Annotated in this window: 13 protein-coding genes; 8 read left to right on the top strand and 5 right to left on the bottom strand. The window is 68.3% G+C overall.

Annotated features, from left to right (window positions below; translation table 11 throughout):
* Nucleotides 1-44 precede the first annotated feature (44 nt).
* Genes K1Y73_RS03900 through K1Y73_RS03890 form a run of 3 tightly spaced genes read right to left on the bottom strand, consistent with a single transcriptional unit; the run spans nucleotide 45 to nucleotide 4,322 of the window.
* Nucleotides 45-1,097 carry a glycosyltransferase family 2 protein gene (locus K1Y73_RS03900; RefSeq protein ID WP_225026609.1) on the bottom strand — a complete coding sequence of 351 codons (1,053 nt, stop codon included), beginning with the start codon at nucleotides 1,095-1,097 and terminating at the stop codon, nucleotides 45-47.
* Complete coding sequence (locus K1Y73_RS03895) at nucleotides 1,097-2,041, bottom strand: glycosyltransferase family 2 protein (RefSeq protein WP_225026608.1); 945 nt, start codon at nucleotides 2,039-2,041, stop codon at nucleotides 1,097-1,099. The genes K1Y73_RS03900 and K1Y73_RS03895 overlap by 1 nt, the downstream gene beginning before the upstream one ends.
* Nucleotides 2,042-2,081: 40 nt before the next feature.
* Entirely contained in the window at nucleotides 2,082-4,322 is a 2,241-nt protein-coding gene (locus K1Y73_RS03890) for a glycosyltransferase family 2 protein (RefSeq protein ID WP_225026607.1), read from the bottom strand.
* Nucleotides 4,323-4,508: 186 nt separating this feature from the next.
* Between K1Y73_RS03890 and K1Y73_RS03885 the strand changes: the two genes are divergently transcribed.
* Nucleotides 4,509-5,390 carry a hypothetical protein gene (locus K1Y73_RS03885; RefSeq protein ID WP_225026606.1) on the top strand — a complete coding sequence of 294 codons (882 nt, stop codon included), beginning with the start codon at nucleotides 4,509-4,511 and terminating at the stop codon, nucleotides 5,388-5,390.
* A gap of 36 nt (nucleotides 5,391-5,426) precedes the next feature.
* Here K1Y73_RS03885 and K1Y73_RS03880 read toward each other — a convergent pair whose 3' ends face one another.
* Nucleotides 5,427-6,647 (bottom strand): acyl-CoA dehydrogenase, encoded by a 1,221-nt coding sequence (locus K1Y73_RS03880; RefSeq protein ID WP_225026605.1) that lies wholly within the window; start codon nucleotides 6,645-6,647, stop codon nucleotides 5,427-5,429.
* Between the two features lie 92 nt (nucleotides 6,648-6,739).
* On the opposite strand from K1Y73_RS03880, the gene K1Y73_RS03875 reads away from it, so the two are divergent.
* The 6 genes from K1Y73_RS03875 to K1Y73_RS03850 all read left to right on the top strand — a co-directional run bounded on the left by K1Y73_RS03875 (nucleotide 6,740) and on the right by K1Y73_RS03850 (nucleotide 14,402).
* On the top strand, nucleotides 6,740-7,618 hold the full coding sequence (locus tag K1Y73_RS03875) for a LysR substrate-binding domain-containing protein (protein ID WP_225026604.1): 879 nt from the start codon (nucleotides 6,740-6,742) through the stop codon (nucleotides 7,616-7,618).
* A gap of 116 nt (nucleotides 7,619-7,734) precedes the next feature.
* Entirely contained in the window at nucleotides 7,735-8,646 is a 912-nt protein-coding gene (locus tag K1Y73_RS03870) for an AAA family ATPase (protein ID WP_225026603.1), read from the top strand.
* Nucleotides 8,647-8,737: 91 nt separating this feature from the next.
* Nucleotides 8,738-10,000 carry a vWA domain-containing protein gene (locus tag K1Y73_RS03865; protein WP_225026601.1) on the top strand — a complete coding sequence of 421 codons (1,263 nt, stop codon included), beginning with the start codon at nucleotides 8,738-8,740 and terminating at the stop codon, nucleotides 9,998-10,000.
* 157 nt (nucleotides 10,001-10,157) lie between these two features.
* The gene (locus tag K1Y73_RS03860) at nucleotides 10,158-12,284 is read left to right on the top strand and encodes an OmpA family protein (RefSeq protein WP_225026599.1); all 2,127 of its coding nucleotides are present in this window, start codon (nucleotides 10,158-10,160) and stop codon (nucleotides 12,282-12,284) included.
* A gap of 130 nt (nucleotides 12,285-12,414) precedes the next feature.
* Nucleotides 12,415-13,404, top strand: a complete 990-nt coding sequence (locus K1Y73_RS03855) for an XdhC family protein (RefSeq protein WP_225026598.1) — start codon at nucleotides 12,415-12,417, stop codon at nucleotides 13,402-13,404.
* The gene (locus K1Y73_RS03850; protein ID WP_225026597.1) at nucleotides 13,404-14,402 is read left to right on the top strand and encodes a molybdopterin-binding protein; all 999 of its coding nucleotides are present in this window, start codon (nucleotides 13,404-13,406) and stop codon (nucleotides 14,400-14,402) included. Before K1Y73_RS03855 ends, K1Y73_RS03850 begins: the two co-directional genes overlap by 1 nt.
* Before the next feature lie 64 nt (nucleotides 14,403-14,466).
* Here the strand turns inward: K1Y73_RS03850 and infC are convergent, their stop codons facing one another.
* A complete protein-coding gene (gene infC, locus K1Y73_RS03845) occupies nucleotides 14,467-14,955 on the bottom strand; it encodes a translation initiation factor IF-3 (RefSeq protein ID WP_451923579.1) in 489 nt (162 codons plus the stop codon).
* Between the two features lie 263 nt (nucleotides 14,956-15,218).
* Between infC and K1Y73_RS03840 the strand changes: the two genes are divergently transcribed.
* Nucleotides 15,219-15,866, top strand: a complete 648-nt coding sequence (locus K1Y73_RS03840) for a hypothetical protein (RefSeq protein WP_225026596.1) — start codon at nucleotides 15,219-15,221, stop codon at nucleotides 15,864-15,866.
* The last annotated feature ends 42 nt before the right edge of the window (nucleotides 15,867-15,908 follow it).

Below are 15,908 nucleotides of genomic sequence, written 5' to 3'. Positions count from 1 at the left end.
GGCAAGCGGAATAGGCCCGAATCCCGGCGCCGTCCCGGGTACAATCAGCCGCGATTGTTTCGCGCCTGCGCCCCCCGCGCCGCCACCCCATGCGACCAGATCAGCCGCGCCGCCTCGGGCGTCAGCACCCGGCTGGGCGGCGCCAGCAGAAGCCGGCCGAACAGCGCGCGCCAGGGCTCTTCCGCCATCAGCGCGGCGAACCGCGCCTGCCGCCAGGCGAAGGCCGCGCGGTGCAGGGGCCCCAGAACCGGATCGGCCAGCAGATCCGCGCGCAAACCCGCGCTGTCCAGCGCCAGGATCGACCGATCCTCTTCGGCGGCGAAATTGCGTTCGATCCAATAGCCGGCATCGGCCGACGCCGCCTCGCGATTGGCGCGGCCGCGGTCGGATTTCACCAGGAACCCCTCGGCCGAGCCAAGCGCGTAATGGTTCAACTGTACCAGCCCGTAATGATCGGCGCCCAGATCGGAAAACAGCCGCCCCGTCGCATAGCTGTCGGGCAGGCGCGCGCCCGAGCCGTCGATCCAGACCTGCGCCGCCATCCGGTCCTTGACCGGCGCGCGGGGGCGGTGAACGCCCAGCTTGCGATAGCTGCCATCGTTGCGAAACAGCGTCTTGAACATCAGCGCCCGCCAGGGCCAGTGCAGCACGCGCGGGGCTGCGCGCAGGAAGATCTCGGTCACCGGCCGGTCTTCCTGCCGCACCACGCCACCATTGCCGAACAGCCGCCAGGTCAGCGGGAAGGCCGTGGCCTCGGGCCGGGCGGCGATCAGCGCCGACAGGCTGCGGTCGCCCGCATGGATATTGACGAATTCGTCGATATCCAGAACCAGGACCCAGTCGGCGGCGCGGGTCAGCGGATGGCGGTCGGCCGCCTTCAGCGCCGCCCATTGCGGGCCTTCCTCATGCGGGCCGGGATTGCGGATATGGGTCAGCCAACCCATCTCGGCCAGCCGGTCCAGCATAAGGTCGGTGCCATCGTCGCAATCGTTCGAGAAGATCAGGAAATCGGTAAAGCCGCAGGCGCGGTGATGGGCCAGCCATTCCAGCAGGAAGGCGCCCTCGTTGCGCAGGGTGGCGATGGCCAGCGCGCGCATCAGGCGGCCCCGGCGATCTGGGCGATCAGCGCGGCCGTGGCGGGATCTGCGCGCAGGGTGGCGATGCGGGCGCGGTGCCAGGCCACGGCGGCGCGGTGCAGGGCGGCCAGCGGCGCATCGGCCAGCAGCCGGGCGCGCCACTCGGCGCTGGCCTGGGCATAGCGCTGGATGGCGCGGTCCTCGACCTCGGCCCGGTCGAAGCGGCGCCAATAGGCCAGGTCCATCGCCTCGCCGACATGGTTCACCCGCCCGCGCGCGCGCTTGACCAGGAAACTGTCCAGGCTGCGCAGCGCGTAATGGTTGACCTGCGCCACCCGGTAATCGGCCCGCACCATCATCGGCTGCCCCGGCCGGGTCGGCCGCTGCCCCGGCGCCTCGCGCCGATAGGGGGGCGCGCCTTCGGGCGGCAAAGGCGCATGCACGCCGATGCGGCCGACCTGCGCGGGGGCGCGAAACAGCGATTTCGCGAAGACGGGCTTGGCCTTGCCACGCGGCGCCGGGGCCTCGGCCATCAGGAACTGTTCGCTCACCGGCGCCGCGTCATAGGCCACGCGTCCCGCCGGCCCGAAGACCCGCCAGGGGACCGAGATCACCTGCGCCCCGGCGCTGGCCGCGGCGATCAGCGCCCGGACCGAGCCGTCGCCGCAATGGACGCACAGATACTCATCGGCATCGCAGACCCACAGCCAATCGGCCCCGGCAATCTCGGGCAGCGCCCGCGCCTGGCGGAAGGCCGCGCGCTGGATCGAGCTGCCGGCCTTGACCGTGGCGTGATGGCGGGCCAGGCCCAGCTCTTGCAGGCGCAGGATCATTGCATCGGTGCCGTCGCTGCAATCATTGCTGCAGATCACCAGATCGTCGAAACCCAGGGCCTTGTGATGGGCAACCCAGTCCAGCAGAAAGGCGCCCTCGTCGTTCATCGTCGACAACAGGCTTACCCGCATCGCGCCGCCCCGAATTTTCGCAGAAAATTCGCCCCCCGCCTCAATGCTGCGCCTCGCCTTCATAGGCGACGGTAAAGAAGAAATCCGCCGGCAGATCGCGGTCATGCAGGTCTTCGGGAATGACCTGCGGCCCGGCATTGAACACGGCCGAGCCGAAATGCTGCTGCATCCGGCACAGTTTCTCCATCCGTGGCCCGGTCAATTCGCCATAGAAGGCCTCGTAATTCTCGGTCGCACGCAATTCGGCGATCTTGGCGCGGTGACAGGCGACCGAATGGGCATGGGCCGCGGCAATTTCGGGGTCGGCCATCAGCCGGTCCCATTCTGCCCGCAAAGCCGGAATCATCCGCTGGATCGAGCGGTCTTCCTGCGCGTTGTGGTTCATGCGGAACCAGTAATTCATCCCCTGGTCGCGATCGACATGGTTCACCCGGCCGCGGTCGCGCTTGACCAGAAAGCTTTCGGCGCTGCGCACGGCGTAATGGTTCAGCTGCACCCAGTCATAGCCATAGGTCTCCAGCGTCGAGCGCCAGCCATTGCGGAACATCTCTTTCGGCAGGGCCTGGCCTGAGCCGTTCAGCCAGCGCACCTGATCCCAGAGATCGGGCTTCAGCCCCTTGGGGCGGTGGACGCCCAGCTTCTTGTAGATCTCGATGTTGCGAAACAGCGTCTTGAAGCCCCAGGCCTGATGCGGCTTGCGCACCACTTCGGGCGCGCAGCGGGTGAACTGGTCCAGAAGGAAGCGGTCCTCATAGCCGCGGACCTCGGAATTGCCGAACAGACGCCAGGTCAGCGCGATCATGTTGGCGCCCGGCATCGCCGCCTCCATCGCGGTGAAAAGCGCTTTCAGTGTGCCGTCGCCGATCTTGATGTCGATGAATTCGTCGACATCCATGCAGATGCCCCAATCGGCCTCTTGCATCATCGGTTCGGCCTCGGCGGCCTGAAGGGCGGCATGCTGCGGCTTCAGGTCCATTTCGCGAAACGGGTTTTCACGCCACAGGCACAGGCCCTTGCGCTCCAGCATCTGCAGCATCGTGTCGGTGCCGTCGCTGCAATCATTGGTGTAGATCAGGAAATCCGTCACCCCGATCGCCCGGTGATAGGCCAGCCATTCCAGGATGAAGGGCCCCTCGTTCTTCATCGTGGTGACGATGGCAACCCGGTCGCCCGTTGTGGCCGCCGCGGGCTGCGCCTTCAGCCGCGAGGCGGGGGGGCGCACGGGCCGCGCGCCCAAAGCCTGGGCCAGGGACAGAAGGTCCGGCTCCTCGATCAGCGCGGTCTTGGGCGCCAGGGGCGCGCCTTCGGCTGCGTTGACGCGCAGCGCCATGCAGCGCCAGAAGGGCAGCACCTTGCCCGGCTGTACGAAGGCCACGCGGGTCTGCCGCCAGGTCTTGTCCAGCCCCAACACGCCTGGCGCCACGGCCCAGCGGGCCGCCCCGCGGGCGGAATCGAAGGGCCGGCAGATATGGTCGCCAAAGCCCGCCGCCCGGCCGGGGCGCAGCCGCCAGGGATAGGCCCGCCGCCCGGCCAGCAGCACGATGCCTTCGGCCGCCGCCAGATCAAAAATCCCTTCGCCTTCTGGCGCGGGCAGGATATCGCAGGCCTCAAGGCTGACGACGGCGCGCGCCTCGGCCAGATGGCGCCATTTCAGCCATTCATAGAGAATGCCCTCGTCCAGCGGCGCCAGCCAGGGATCGGGGGCGGGCGGTGTCATCCGGTCCTTGCCCGGCGCATCGGGCGCGAGGAAAGGATGGGTCTCGGGGCCTGTCTCTGCCTTGCCCGAGGGCTGCGCCAGCTGCATCACCCGCAGGACCATGCCCTTGGGCGCAAGCCGCGCCAGCGTCTCGGCAAAACCGCCTTCCGCCGCGGGCGCGGCCCGGTTCACCACCAGCGCCGCATCGGCGCCATGCCGGCCGGCATGCCAGGCCAGGCTTTCGGCCAGTTGCGCGGGCGTCTCGGACACCCGCATCAGCAGCAAGACGTTGCGGCCGCGGAACACCGCACTTGGCGCCTGCGCCACCGGCAGGGTCAGGCCCGACCCATCTGCCAGGCTGAGCCGAAAGTCGCCGGCGCGGCCCGTGCCCGTGACCATCAGCCCGCCCGAAATCTCGCGCAGACCCGCCAGCCCCGCGGGCTGCACCCCCGCCGCCTGCGCTCCGCCGCCAAAGAACAGCCGCAGCTGCCCGTCGCTGCACAGAAGCCCATCCAGAAACCGCGGCAGACCGGGCAGGTCCAGCGCGCGCGAGGGCGGAAGATCAAGGGTCTGGGTGCTGCTCATGGGCCTGGGATCTGCCGGCGGTCTTGGGCCGCCTCTGGCCCCTTCCTAGCATTTCCCGGGCCGCCGTCACAGGGGCTTGGCGCGCTGCAGCGCTGCAATCGGCCCGATTTTCCGGCATTTTCCGCTTTCGCGCCCGCATCTGCTGCGGCATTCTCCGGGCAACAGAAACAAGGCGGCCGCATCCTCATGACCCCCGAATACCAGATTGCCGCCTTGTGGATCGGCGGCCCGCTGAGCTTTCTGGAGCAGCTTTGCCTTGTCTCTTTCGTCCATGCCGGCCATCACACCAAGCTTTACACCTACGAGCCGGTGCAGAATGTGCCCTCGGGCGTCGAGATCGCTGATGCGAATGAGATCCTGCCCCAGCAGGGCTATCTGAAACATGCCAAGACCGGCTCGCCGGCGCTGCATTCCGATGTGTTCCGCTATCACCTTCTGGCGAAATGCGACCGCACGATCTGGGCCGATACCGATGCCTATTGCGTAAAGCCCTTCACCACGGCGAACGGGCATTTCTACGGCTGGGAATCGAAGAAACATGTCAATGGCGGGGTGCTGGGCCTGCCGAAAGACAGTGAAACCCTGCGTCTCCTGCTGGATCACACCGCCGATGCCTGGTCGATCCCCAGCTGGTACGGCCCGGACTATGAGGCCGAGCTGCGCCAGAAACTGGCCGAGGGCACGCCGGTTTCGGCCTCGGACCAGCCCTGGGGCGTCTGGGGGCCGCATGCGATCACGCATTTCCTGCAGGTCACCGGCGAGGTGAGGCATGCGCTGCCGCGGGTGGCGCTGTACCCGGTGGCGTTCAAGGACCGCCGGCTGTTGCTGCGTCCGGCCTGGGATTCGTCCGAGGTGATTACCGACGAGACTTTCTCGATCCATTTCTATGGCCGCCGGATGCGGCGGCGGATCGTCAGCCACGAGCCGGGCGCGATCCCGCGCCCGCGCAGCCTGTTCGGCCAGCTGTTGAAGAAACACGGCATCGACCCGCGGCTGGCGCCGATTCCGCTGAAGCCCGGCGATCCGGGCTATGGCGCGGATGATGACGAGGGCGACGACGCGGCCTGAGCGGCCGCGCCCGCCCGGGGCTTGGAAGCCCGGGCCTTAGAAGAACGCCTGCAGCCCGGTGATCGACCGGCCCAGGATCAGCGCATGCACGTCATGCGTGCCTTCATAGGTGTTCACCGTTTCCAGGTTCACCATATGGCGGATCACCTGGAAATCCTCGGAAATCCCGTTGCCGCCATGCATGTCGCGCGCCCAGCGGGCGATGTCCAAGGCCTTGCCGCAATTGTTGCGCTTGATGATCGACACCATTTCGGGCGCGGCATTGGCCTCGTCCATCAGCCGGCCCACGCGCAGCGACGCCTGCAGGCCCAGCGAAATCTCGGTCATCATATTCGCCAGCTTCAGCTGGAACAGCTGCGTGCCGGCAATCGGCTTGCCGAACTGCTTGCGGTCCAGCCCGTATTGCCGTGCGGCCTGCATGCAGAATTCGGCCGCCCCCATCACGCCCCAGGCAATGCCATACCGCGCCCGGTTCAGGCAGCCGAACGGGCCCTTCAGCCCCTCGACATGCGGCAGAAGCGCCTCTTCGCCCACTTCCACATTGTCGAGAACGATCTCGCCGGTCACCGAGGCGCGGAGAGAGAGCTTGCCCCCCACCTTCGGTGCCGTGAGACCTTTCGTGCCCTTATCAAGCACGAAACCGCGAATCTTGCCGCCATGCGCTTCGGACTTCGCCCAGACCACGAAGACATCGGCGATGGGCGCGTTGGAAATCCACATCTTCGATCCCGACAGCACATAGCCGCCCGCCGTCTTCTTCGCGACGGTCTTCATCCCGGCCGGGTCGCTGCCGGCATCGGGCTCGGTCAGGCCGAAACAGCCGATCCATTCGCCCGAGGCGAGTTTCGGCAGGTATTTCCTGCGCTGCTCTTCGCTGCCATAGGCATAGATCGGATACATGACCAGGCTGGACTGCACCGACATCATGCTGCGATAGCCGCTGTCGACGCGTTCCACTTCGCGCGCCACCAGCCCATAGGCCACATAGCTGGCACCCAGCCCGCCATATTCTTCCGGCACGGTCACGCCCAGAAGCCCCATCTCGCCCATTTCGCGGAAGATCGAGGGGTCGGTCTGTTCCTCGCGGAAGGCCGCAATCACCCGCGATTGCAGCTTTTCCTGCGCATAGGCGCGGGCGCCGTCGCGCAGCATGCGTTCCTCTTCGGTCAGCTGATCGTCCAGCCGGAACGGGTCTTCCCAATCGAACCGGCCCAGATCGGGCGCATCCTTGGGCTTCAGCTTCGGGCGATCGGTCATGGCATTCTCCTGCGCGGGCTTTCTTAAGACTTGCCCGAAGGCGGGCGAAAAAGCTATCGAAACTCTGTCACAGGTTCATGAGGAAACCTCATATGATCCCGCGCCGCTACCTGCCCACGCTGCCGTCCTTGCTGGCGCTGGAGGCGCTGGACCGTCTGGGCACCGCCTCGGCCGCGGCCGAGGAGCTGGCGCTGACCCAGGGCGCGGTGTCGCGCCAGCTGCAAGTGCTTGAGGCGCAGCTGGGCATCCCGCTTTTCACCCGCGACGCCCGGCGGCTGACCCTGACCCCGGCTGCACGGGATTTCGTGGCCGAGGCGCGCAAGGCGCTGAAAATGATCACGGATGCCTCGCTGACCCTGCGGGCGAACCCCCAGGGCGGGGCGCTGAACCTAGCGATCCTGCCCGCCTTTGGCATGCATTGGCTGGCCCCGCGGCTTGCGCGTTTTGCCCAGGCCCATCCGGAAGTCACGGTGAACCTGTCGACCCGCCTGCGCCCCTTCGACTTCGCCGAAACCCAATTCGACGCCGCCATTCATTACGGACGGCAGGATTGGCCCGGCGTATCATTCCTGAAACTCATGGACGAAGACATCATCGCTGTCGCCGCGCCGCGCTTTCTTGCCGCGCCCTTGCCGCGGGCCGAGGCGATCCTGGACCATCCGCTCTTGCAACTGGACAGCCGCACCGGCGATTGGGGCCGCTGGCTTGCCCATCACGGCCAGCCGGGCCTGCGCCCGCCCGCGATGCTGTTCGACCAATACGCCACCATGGCCCAGGCCGCGATCCATGGCCTGGGGCTGGCCCTGCTGCCGACCTTCCTGATCCAGGCCGATCTGGCCGCGGGCCGGCTGATCCCGGCCTATGGGCCCCCGGTCCGGGCGCTGGGCGCCTATTACCTGGTCTGGCCCGAGGCGCGGCCCGAACGCGCGCCCCTGGCCTCGTTCCGCCAATGGCTGGCCCAGACGCCCTGACGCCCCGACGCCCTGACGCCTTGCACCTTGGTCGCAAAGCCGCCTGTCCCGCCTTGACCCCGCCGCCCCGCCGCCCCAGCATCGCCGACGGAGGACCCAGCCATGACCGCCCAAGAATGACCGCCCTGCCTGACACGATCGACGCCACCGAAACGCTGCTGGCGGGGCAGGGCTATATCGCCGCGCGCGCGCTGGCGACGGTGGTCTTCCTGGCGCTGAAACTGGGCCGACCGCTGTTTCTGGAAGGCGAGGCCGGCACCGGCAAGACCGAAATCGCCAAGACGCTGGCCGCCGCTTTGGGCCGCCGCCTGATCCGCCTGCAATGCTACGAGGGGCTCGATGCCGCCTCGGCCGTGGCGGAATGGAACTTTGCCGCCCAGATGGTCGCCATCCGCGCCGCCGAAGCCGAAGGCGGCGCCGACCGCAATCTGCTGAAATCCGAACTCTTCTCGGAAGACTATCTGATCGCCCGCCCGCTTCTGGAAGCGATGCGCCCCCAGGTCGAAGGCCCGCCGGTCCTCTTGATCGACGAGGTCGACCGAACCGATGAGCCTTTCGAAGCCTTCCTTCTGGAAGCCCTGTCCGACTTCCAGGTCACCATCCCTGAACTGGGCACGATCCGCGCGCCCGAGCCGCCGATCGTGATCCTGACCTCGAACCGCACCCGCGAAGTGCATGACGCGCTGAAACGCCGCTGCCTCTACCACTGGGTCGATTACCCCGGCTTCGCGCGCGAGCTTGACATCCTGCGCGCCCGCGCCCCCGAGGCGCAAGAGGCGCTCAGCCGCGAAATTGTGGGCTTCGTGCAGAAGCTGCGCCAGGAGGACCTGTTCAAGAAGCCCGGCGTCGCCGAAACCATCGACTGGGCGAAATGCCTTCTGGCGCTGGACGTGATCAGCCTGTCGCCCGAAGTCATCGCCGATACGCTGGGCGCGATCTTGAAATATCAAGACGATATCCAGAAGATCCAGGGCTCGGAGGCCAAACGCCTGCTCGACGAGATGAAGAAGGATCTCACCCCGGCATGATGTCCGCCCCTCTCCCTGCTGCCTTCCTCTCTGCAGAAATATCCCACGGGGGTCCGGGGGTGTGAAACCCCCGGGATCCGCCGCAAGCGCCATGGCCGATCACCCAGACCTCCTCCTTCCCGAAGACGGCAAACTGGCCGAGAACATCGCCCATTTCGCCCGTGCCCTGCGCCGCGCCGGCCTGCCGGTCGGGCCCGGCCGGGTGCTGGACGGCGTGCGCGCGGTGGAAGCGGCAGGCTTCACCCGGCGCGACGATTTCTACCACACGCTGCAGGCGGTCTTCGTCTCGCGCCCCGAGGAACGCATGGTCTTTGCCCAGGTCTTCCGGCTGTTCTGGCGCGACCCGCGCTATCTGGAACATATGATGAGCCTGATGCTGCCGCAGATCCGCGGCGTGCAGGAGGACCGCGCCGCCGCAGCGGCCGAAAAGCGCGCGGCCGAGGCGCTGCTGGCCGATGCGCCGCGACCCGGGCCGAAGGCGCAGGATGAAGAAGACGACCCCGATGCCGAGATCGAGGTCGATGCCCGCTTCACCGCCTCGGCCGAGGAACGGCTGAAGACCCTGGATTTCGAACAGATGTCGGGGGAGGAAATTGCCGCGGCCAAGCGCATGCTTGCCCGTCTGTCGCTGCCGGTCCAGCCGCTGCGCACAAGGCGCAGCAAGCCCGCCCTCCACGGCGCGCAGCCCGATCTGCGCCGCACCCTGCGCGACAGCCTGCGTCGCGGCGGCGAAATCGCCGCCATTGCCCGCAAGGCGCCGCGCGCGCGCTGGCCCAATCTGGTCGTCCTGTGCGACATTTCCGGCTCGATGGCCGATTACAGCCGGATGGTGCTGCATTTCGTCCACGCCGTGGCGAACCGCAAAGGCCAGGGCTGGGCGCGCGTCCATGCCTTCACTTTCGGCACCCGCCTGACCAACATCACTCGCCACCTGCGCGCCCGCGATGTCGATCAGGCGCTGAAAGCCGCCGGGGCCGAGGCGCAGGACTGGTCGGGCGGCACCAGGATCGGGGCGGCGCTGCATGCGTTCAACCGCGACTGGTCGCGGCGTGTGCTGGGGCAGGGGGCGGTGGTTCTTCTGATCACCGACGGGCTTGACCGCGACGATGCCGGGCTTCTGGCGCATGAGGCGCAAAGGCTGCAGCTCTCGTGCCGGCGGCTGATCTGGGTGAACCCGCTTCTGCGCTGGACCGGATTCGCGCCCAAGGCCGCCGGGATCCGGGCGCTGCTGCCGCATGTCGACTGTTTCCGCGCCGGCCATTCCATCGCCTCGCTTGAGGCGCTGGGCCAGGCGATCAGTGATGCCGGCGACGCGGGCGAGAAGGCGCGGCTGCTGGCGGCGCTGTCCCGCTAAAATGGCGCCTCGCGCGGGCCGCATCGGCCGGAACCCGCCGGAAGTTTAGGCGTTGATATCGCATAGCGGCGCCTTCCGGGCCTATCTCGGACGGGCTGATGACGCAGATTCCGGGCGCCGCATCCAGGTCGGTTGCCCCCGAGACGAAGGATTAACGATGCGCAAGCTTCTGACCTGCACCACGGCCCTGTCGATGGCCCTGTCTTCCTTCTCGACCCTGCCCGCCAGGGCGCAGACGGTTGCCGAAGATGGCTCGATCCTGGCCGAGGATGGCACGATCCTGTGCAGCCCGACGGCTGAAAAGCCCTGCGATCCGGCCGAATTCGGCAAGGATCCGGGCAAGGAAGACCAGAAGAAGGCGGAAGACGCGGTGAAGGCGGCCGAAGAAGAGGCCGAGAAGACCGCGAAGGAAGCCGAGCAGCGCGCCGAAGAGGCGGTGAAGGCGGCCGAGAAACAGGCAGCCGAGGCCGAGAAGCAGGCGGCCGAGGCCGCGAAACAGGCCGATGAGGCCGCCCGCGCGGCCGAAGAGCAGGCCGAAGCCGAAGCCAAGGCCGCCGACGAAAAGGCCGCCGCCGCCGTGAAGGCCGCGGAAGAGGAAGCCGCCGCCCAGGCCGCGAAGGCCGCCGAAGAACAGGCCGCAGCCGAGGCCAAGGCGGCCGAGGCCGCGAAGGCCGCGGAAGATCAGGCTGCGGAAGCGGCGAAGGCGGCCGAAGAGCAGGCCGCGGCGGAGGCCAAGGCGGCGGAAGCGGCGAAGGCGGCTGAGGATCAGGCTGCGGCAGAGGCCAAGGCTGCAGAAGCCGCGAAGGCGGCCGAGGATCAGGCCGCGGCGGAGGCCAAGGCTGCGGAAGCGGCGAAGGCGGCTGAGGATCAGGCTGCGGCGGAGACCAAGGCTGCGGAAGCGGCGAAGGCGGCCGAGGATCAGGCCGCGGCGGAAGCCAAGGCTGCGGAAGCCGCGAAGGCGGCTGAAGAAGATGCCGCGAAGGCTGCGGAAGATCAGGCTGCGGCGGAAGCCGACGCCAAGGCCGCGGCCGAGGCCAAGGTGACCGAGCCGGTCGATGTGCCGGTCGTGCCGGAAACCGCGGCCGAGGGGCTGGCGGAAATCCTGGCGCTGCCCTCGTCGACCGACGGCGAATCCGGCGTCGCGCTGGAAGGCCTGGCTGCCGCCGCGGCGGCCGCGGCCGGCATCGCGCCTGTCGCCCCCGAAGGCGAAGCCGCCGCGACCGACCCTGCCGCCGACCCTGCCGCGCCGCCGGTGCGCAAGGCCGACGAGCCGGTCTCGGTGACCAGCGAAGTCGTGTCGGAAGACAATTCCCGCCGCTCGGACGAGGAATTCGCCGCCGCCCCGGTCAAGGCCGAGGATGGCAAGAAGAAGGACAAGCTGTCGGATCTGGAAAAGGTCGGTCTGCTGGCCCTGGGCGCGCTGGTCGTGGGCGCGGTGATCAACGAAGGCAAGAAGGACCAGAAGCAGGTCGTTGAAAACACCGGCGACCGGGTCATCGTGCAGAACCCCGATGGCAGCTATACCGTCTACAAGGACGATGATGCGATCCTGCGCCAGCCCGGCGTCTCGACCCGGACGGAAACCTATGGCGACGGCTCGACCCGCACCGTCGTGCAGCGCGAGGATGGCAGCCAGGTGGTGACGGTGCGCGATGCCTCGGGCCGGGTGCTGCGCCGGTCGGTCTTTGACCGCAGCGGCATCGAGACGGTTCTCATCAACGATCTGGCGCCCGAAGAGCCGATCATCATCAGCGAATTGCCGCGGCCGCGCGCGGATGCGGTGACGATCTCGACCTCGGACAATGATGCGGCGCTGAAGGCCGAGATGGCGGCACTTGAGGCCGAGAATCTGGGCCGCAAGTTCAGCCTGCGCCAGATCCGCGACATCCGCGAGGTGCGGGCGCTGGCCGCGACCGTCGAGGTGGATACGATCACCTTCGACACCGGCTCGGCGGTGATCCGGTCCAGCGAGGCGCGCAAGCTGGCCGATCTGGGCCGGCTGATGGGCCAGTTGCTGGCGCAGAACCCGAGCCATGTCTTCCTGATCGAAGGCCATACCGATGCCGTGGGCTCGGCCTCGTCGAACCTGCTTCTGTCCGATCGCCGGGCGGAGTCGCTGGCCAAGGCGCTGACCGAGTATTTCGACATTCCGCCGGAAAACCTGGTCGTGCAGGGCTATGGCGAATCGGAGCTGAAGATCGAGTCGCTGTCGGATGAACGCGCCAACCGGCGGGTGAATGTGCGGCTGATCACGCCCTTGATGCGCACCGCCGACCTGCGCTGACGGCCGGGGCTTCGGCCGGCAGAGACGCCCAAACACCCCGAAGGCCCCCGCGATCTGCGGGGGCCTTCGACCTTTGGCCACTGGCAAGTGGCGCCGCCGGGGGCCATATTCGCCGCGAAGGGGGCCACCGATGGACAAGCCGGATCACGACAGCATTCCCGAAATCGCGCTGGCCTGGCATCGGGCCGGCAAGGGCGCGGCCCTTGCCACCGTGGTCGAGACCTGGGGCTCGGCCCCGCGCCAGGCCGGATCGCAACTGGCGATCTCGGGCGCGGGCGAGATCATGGGCTCGGTCTCGGGCGGCTGTGTCGAGGGCGCGGTGGTGACCGAGGCGCTTGAGGCACTGGAAGACGGCCTGCCGCGGCTTTTGACCTTTGGCGTCAGCGACGAGACGGCCTTTGCCGTGGGTCTGGCCTGCGGCGGCACGATCCGGGTGCTGGTCGAGCCGGTGGGCAGCGGTGCCCAGGCGCTGCCCGAGGCGCTGCTGGCCGATCTGGTCGCGGCACGGGCGGCGCGGCAGGCGATGGCCTATGGCGTCACGCCCGGCAGCTGGCAGCGGCGGCTGCTGGCGCCCGGCCAGGATGCGGCCGCCGATGCGCGGTTTCGCACCGACCGCTCGGGGATGGAAGAAGACGGGCGGTTTACCGCGATCCACAATCCGCCCCTGCGGCTGATCGTGGTCGGGGCGGTGCATATCGCCCAGCCCTTGCTGGCGATGGCGCGGCTGGCGGGCTATGACCCGGTGCTGATCGACCCGCGCGCCGCTTTCGGCTCGGCCGCGCGGTTCCCGGGCGAAGAGATCGTCGAGGATTGGCCGGATGAGGCGCTGGCGCGGCTGGCGCCCGATGCCCGGACGGCGGTGGTCACTCTGACCCATGATGCCAAGCTGGACGATCCGGCGATCCGCATCGCGCTGCGGGCGCCGATCTTCTATCTGGGCTGCCTGGGGTCCACCCGGACCCATGCGAAACGGGTGGAGCGGCTGCGGCAAGACGGCTTCTCTGACGCCGAGATCGCCCGCATCCATGCGCCGGTCGGTATGGACATCGGCGCCAGGACCCCGGCCGAGATCGCGGTGTCGATCCTGGCGCAGATCACCCAAAGACTGAGGCAGGGCTGATGCGCTTTGGTCCCGTGCCGCTGGACCAGGCGCTGGGCGCGATCCTGGCCCATTCCGAAGCGCTGGCCGAGGGGCGGCTGCGCAAGGGTCAGGTGCTGGGCCGGGCCGAGCTGGCGGCGCTGGCGGCGGCGGGGCTGGCCGAGGTGACGGTGGCGCGGCTGGAGCCGGGCGATCTGGGCGAGGATCTTGCCGCGGCACAGCTGGCCGCGGCGCTGGTGACCGATCCCGCGGCGCAGGGCCTGGCCCTGACCGAGGCCTTCACCGGCCGGGTCAACCTGAAGGCCACAAGGCCCGGCCTGGTTCAGATGGACACAGCCGCGGTCCATGCGCTGAACCTGGTCGATCCCGCGATCACCCTGGCGACGCTGCCGCCCCTGCAGCGCGTGACGCCGGGCATGCTGGTCGGCACGGTCAAGATCATCACCTATGCGGTGCCCGAAGCAGCCCTGCAGCGCGCCGCCACCGCGGCGCGGGCGGCGCTGCGGATCCGCCCGGTCAGCCGCGGCTCGGCCGGGCTGTTGCTGACCGAAGTGCCCGAAATGGACGAAAAGCTGATCCGCAAGGGCCGGAGGGCGATCGAGGCGCGGCTGAAGGCGCTGGGCATCGGGCTGGAGGATTGCCGCAGCGTGCCCCATGACGCGGCGGCGATCGCGGCGGCGCTGGGGGACATGGCGGGCGAGATGCTGCTGATCCTGACCGGTTCGGCCACATCCGACGCGCAGGACACCGCACCCGAGGGGCTGCGGCGCGCCGGCGGGGTGGTGGACCGCTTCGGCATGCCGGTCGATCCGGGCAATCTGCTGTTCCTGGGCCGGCTGGGCGCGCGTCCGGTGATCGGCCTGCCCGGCTGCGCGCGCAGCCCGGCGCTGAACGGCGCCGACTGGGTGCTGGAACGGGTGGCCTGCGGGCTGGATCCGACCAGTGCCGAGATCGCGGCGATGGGGGTGGGGGGGCTTCTGAAGGAAAGCCCGGTGCGCCCGCAACCGCGCGAGCCCTGAGCCTTTGGCAGAAATGCGAAGGGGCCCCGCAGGGCCCCGAATTTTCTGCGAAAATTCGCTTCGCTTACTTCGGTCCGATCATCATCACCATCTGGCGGCCTTCAAGCCGGGGCATGGATTCGACCTTGCCCTTTTCCGAGACATCGCCGGCGACGCGGTTCAGAAGTTCAAGCCCCAGCTCCTGGTGGGCCATTTCGCGGCCGCGGAAGCGGAGCGTGACCTTCACCTTGTCGCCTTCCTCCAGGAATTTGATCACCGAGCGCATCTTGACGTCATAGTCATGCGTATCGGTGCCCGGACGGAACTTGATTTCCTTGATCTCGATGATCTTCTGCTTCTTGCGGGCTTCGGCCTCGCGCTTCTGCGTCTCGTATTTGAACTTGCCGAAGTCCATGATCTTGCAGACGGGCGGCACGGCATTGGGGCTGATCTCGACCAGATCAAGCCCTGCCTCTTCGGCCAGTGCCATCGCCCGTGCAGGCGTGACCACCCCGACATTCTCGCCATCCGCCCCGATCAGGCGGACTTCCGGTGCGCGGATACGGTCATTGATGCGCGGTCCGGTTTCGCGTTGCGGCGGGGCGTTGTGGGGTCTGCGTCCTATGGCAGTGGTCCTTCGATCGTTGAAAAATTCCGCCGCAATCTATCCCCGGGGGCGCCGGCTTTCAACCCGTGATCGGTGCCGGAATGCAGTCCGAATGCAGCCCTGTGGCAGGGCCGCGGCGGTCGGGTCGGGCCTTCCGGTCTTTTCAACCCGGTTCCCGGATGGCATATGCCAGCTATCCGGCCGTCCTGCCGGGAAAGGGAGCGTGAAAGATGAACAAGTCAGTGATCATCGGAGCCATCGTCGTCGTTCTGGCGGCCGGGGGCTACTACCAGTTCAGCTACAAGCCGGCGCAGGAAGCAGCCGCGGCCGAAGCCGCGGCGAAGAAGGCCGCGGATGAGGCTGCCGCCAAGGCGGCCGAGGAAAAGGCCGCTGCCGAAGCCAAGGCTGCGGAAGAGGCCAAGGCCGCCGAAGAGGCTGCCGCCGCCGCCGCCAAGGCCGCCGAGGAAGAGGCCGCCAAGGCCGCTGAAGCCGCCGCCGCTGCCGCGGCTGCGGGCGCCGAAGCCGTGACCGAAGGCACCGCCGCCGCGATCGAAGGCGCGGGCGAAGCCGCCCAGGCCGCGACCGAAGCTGCCGGCGAAGCCGCCGCTGCCGCGACCGAAGCCGCGGGCGAGGCTGCTGCCGCCGCGACCGAGGCCGCCGGCAATGCGACCGCCGCGGCCGAAGGCGCCGTGACGGATGCCGCTGCCGCGCTGGATCCGGCCAACTTCAATGCCGATGCGGTTGTGGCGGTGATCGAGGGATCGACGCTGGATGCCGCGACCAAGGCCACGCTGAAGACCGCGGTCGAAGCGGCCAAGGCCAATCCGGCGCTGGTGGCCGACACCGTGGCCCAGGTCAAGACCGCGCTGGGCATGTAAGCTTCGCGCGATAGATAAGGAAAAGGCCGCAAGAGTTTGCTC

This window comes from Xinfangfangia pollutisoli, from assembly GCF_020179405.1.
Classification (GTDB): Bacteria; Pseudomonadota; Alphaproteobacteria; order Rhodobacterales; family Rhodobacteraceae; genus Pseudogemmobacter; species Pseudogemmobacter pollutisoli.
This window is presented reverse-complemented; position numbering and strand designations above follow the sequence as displayed.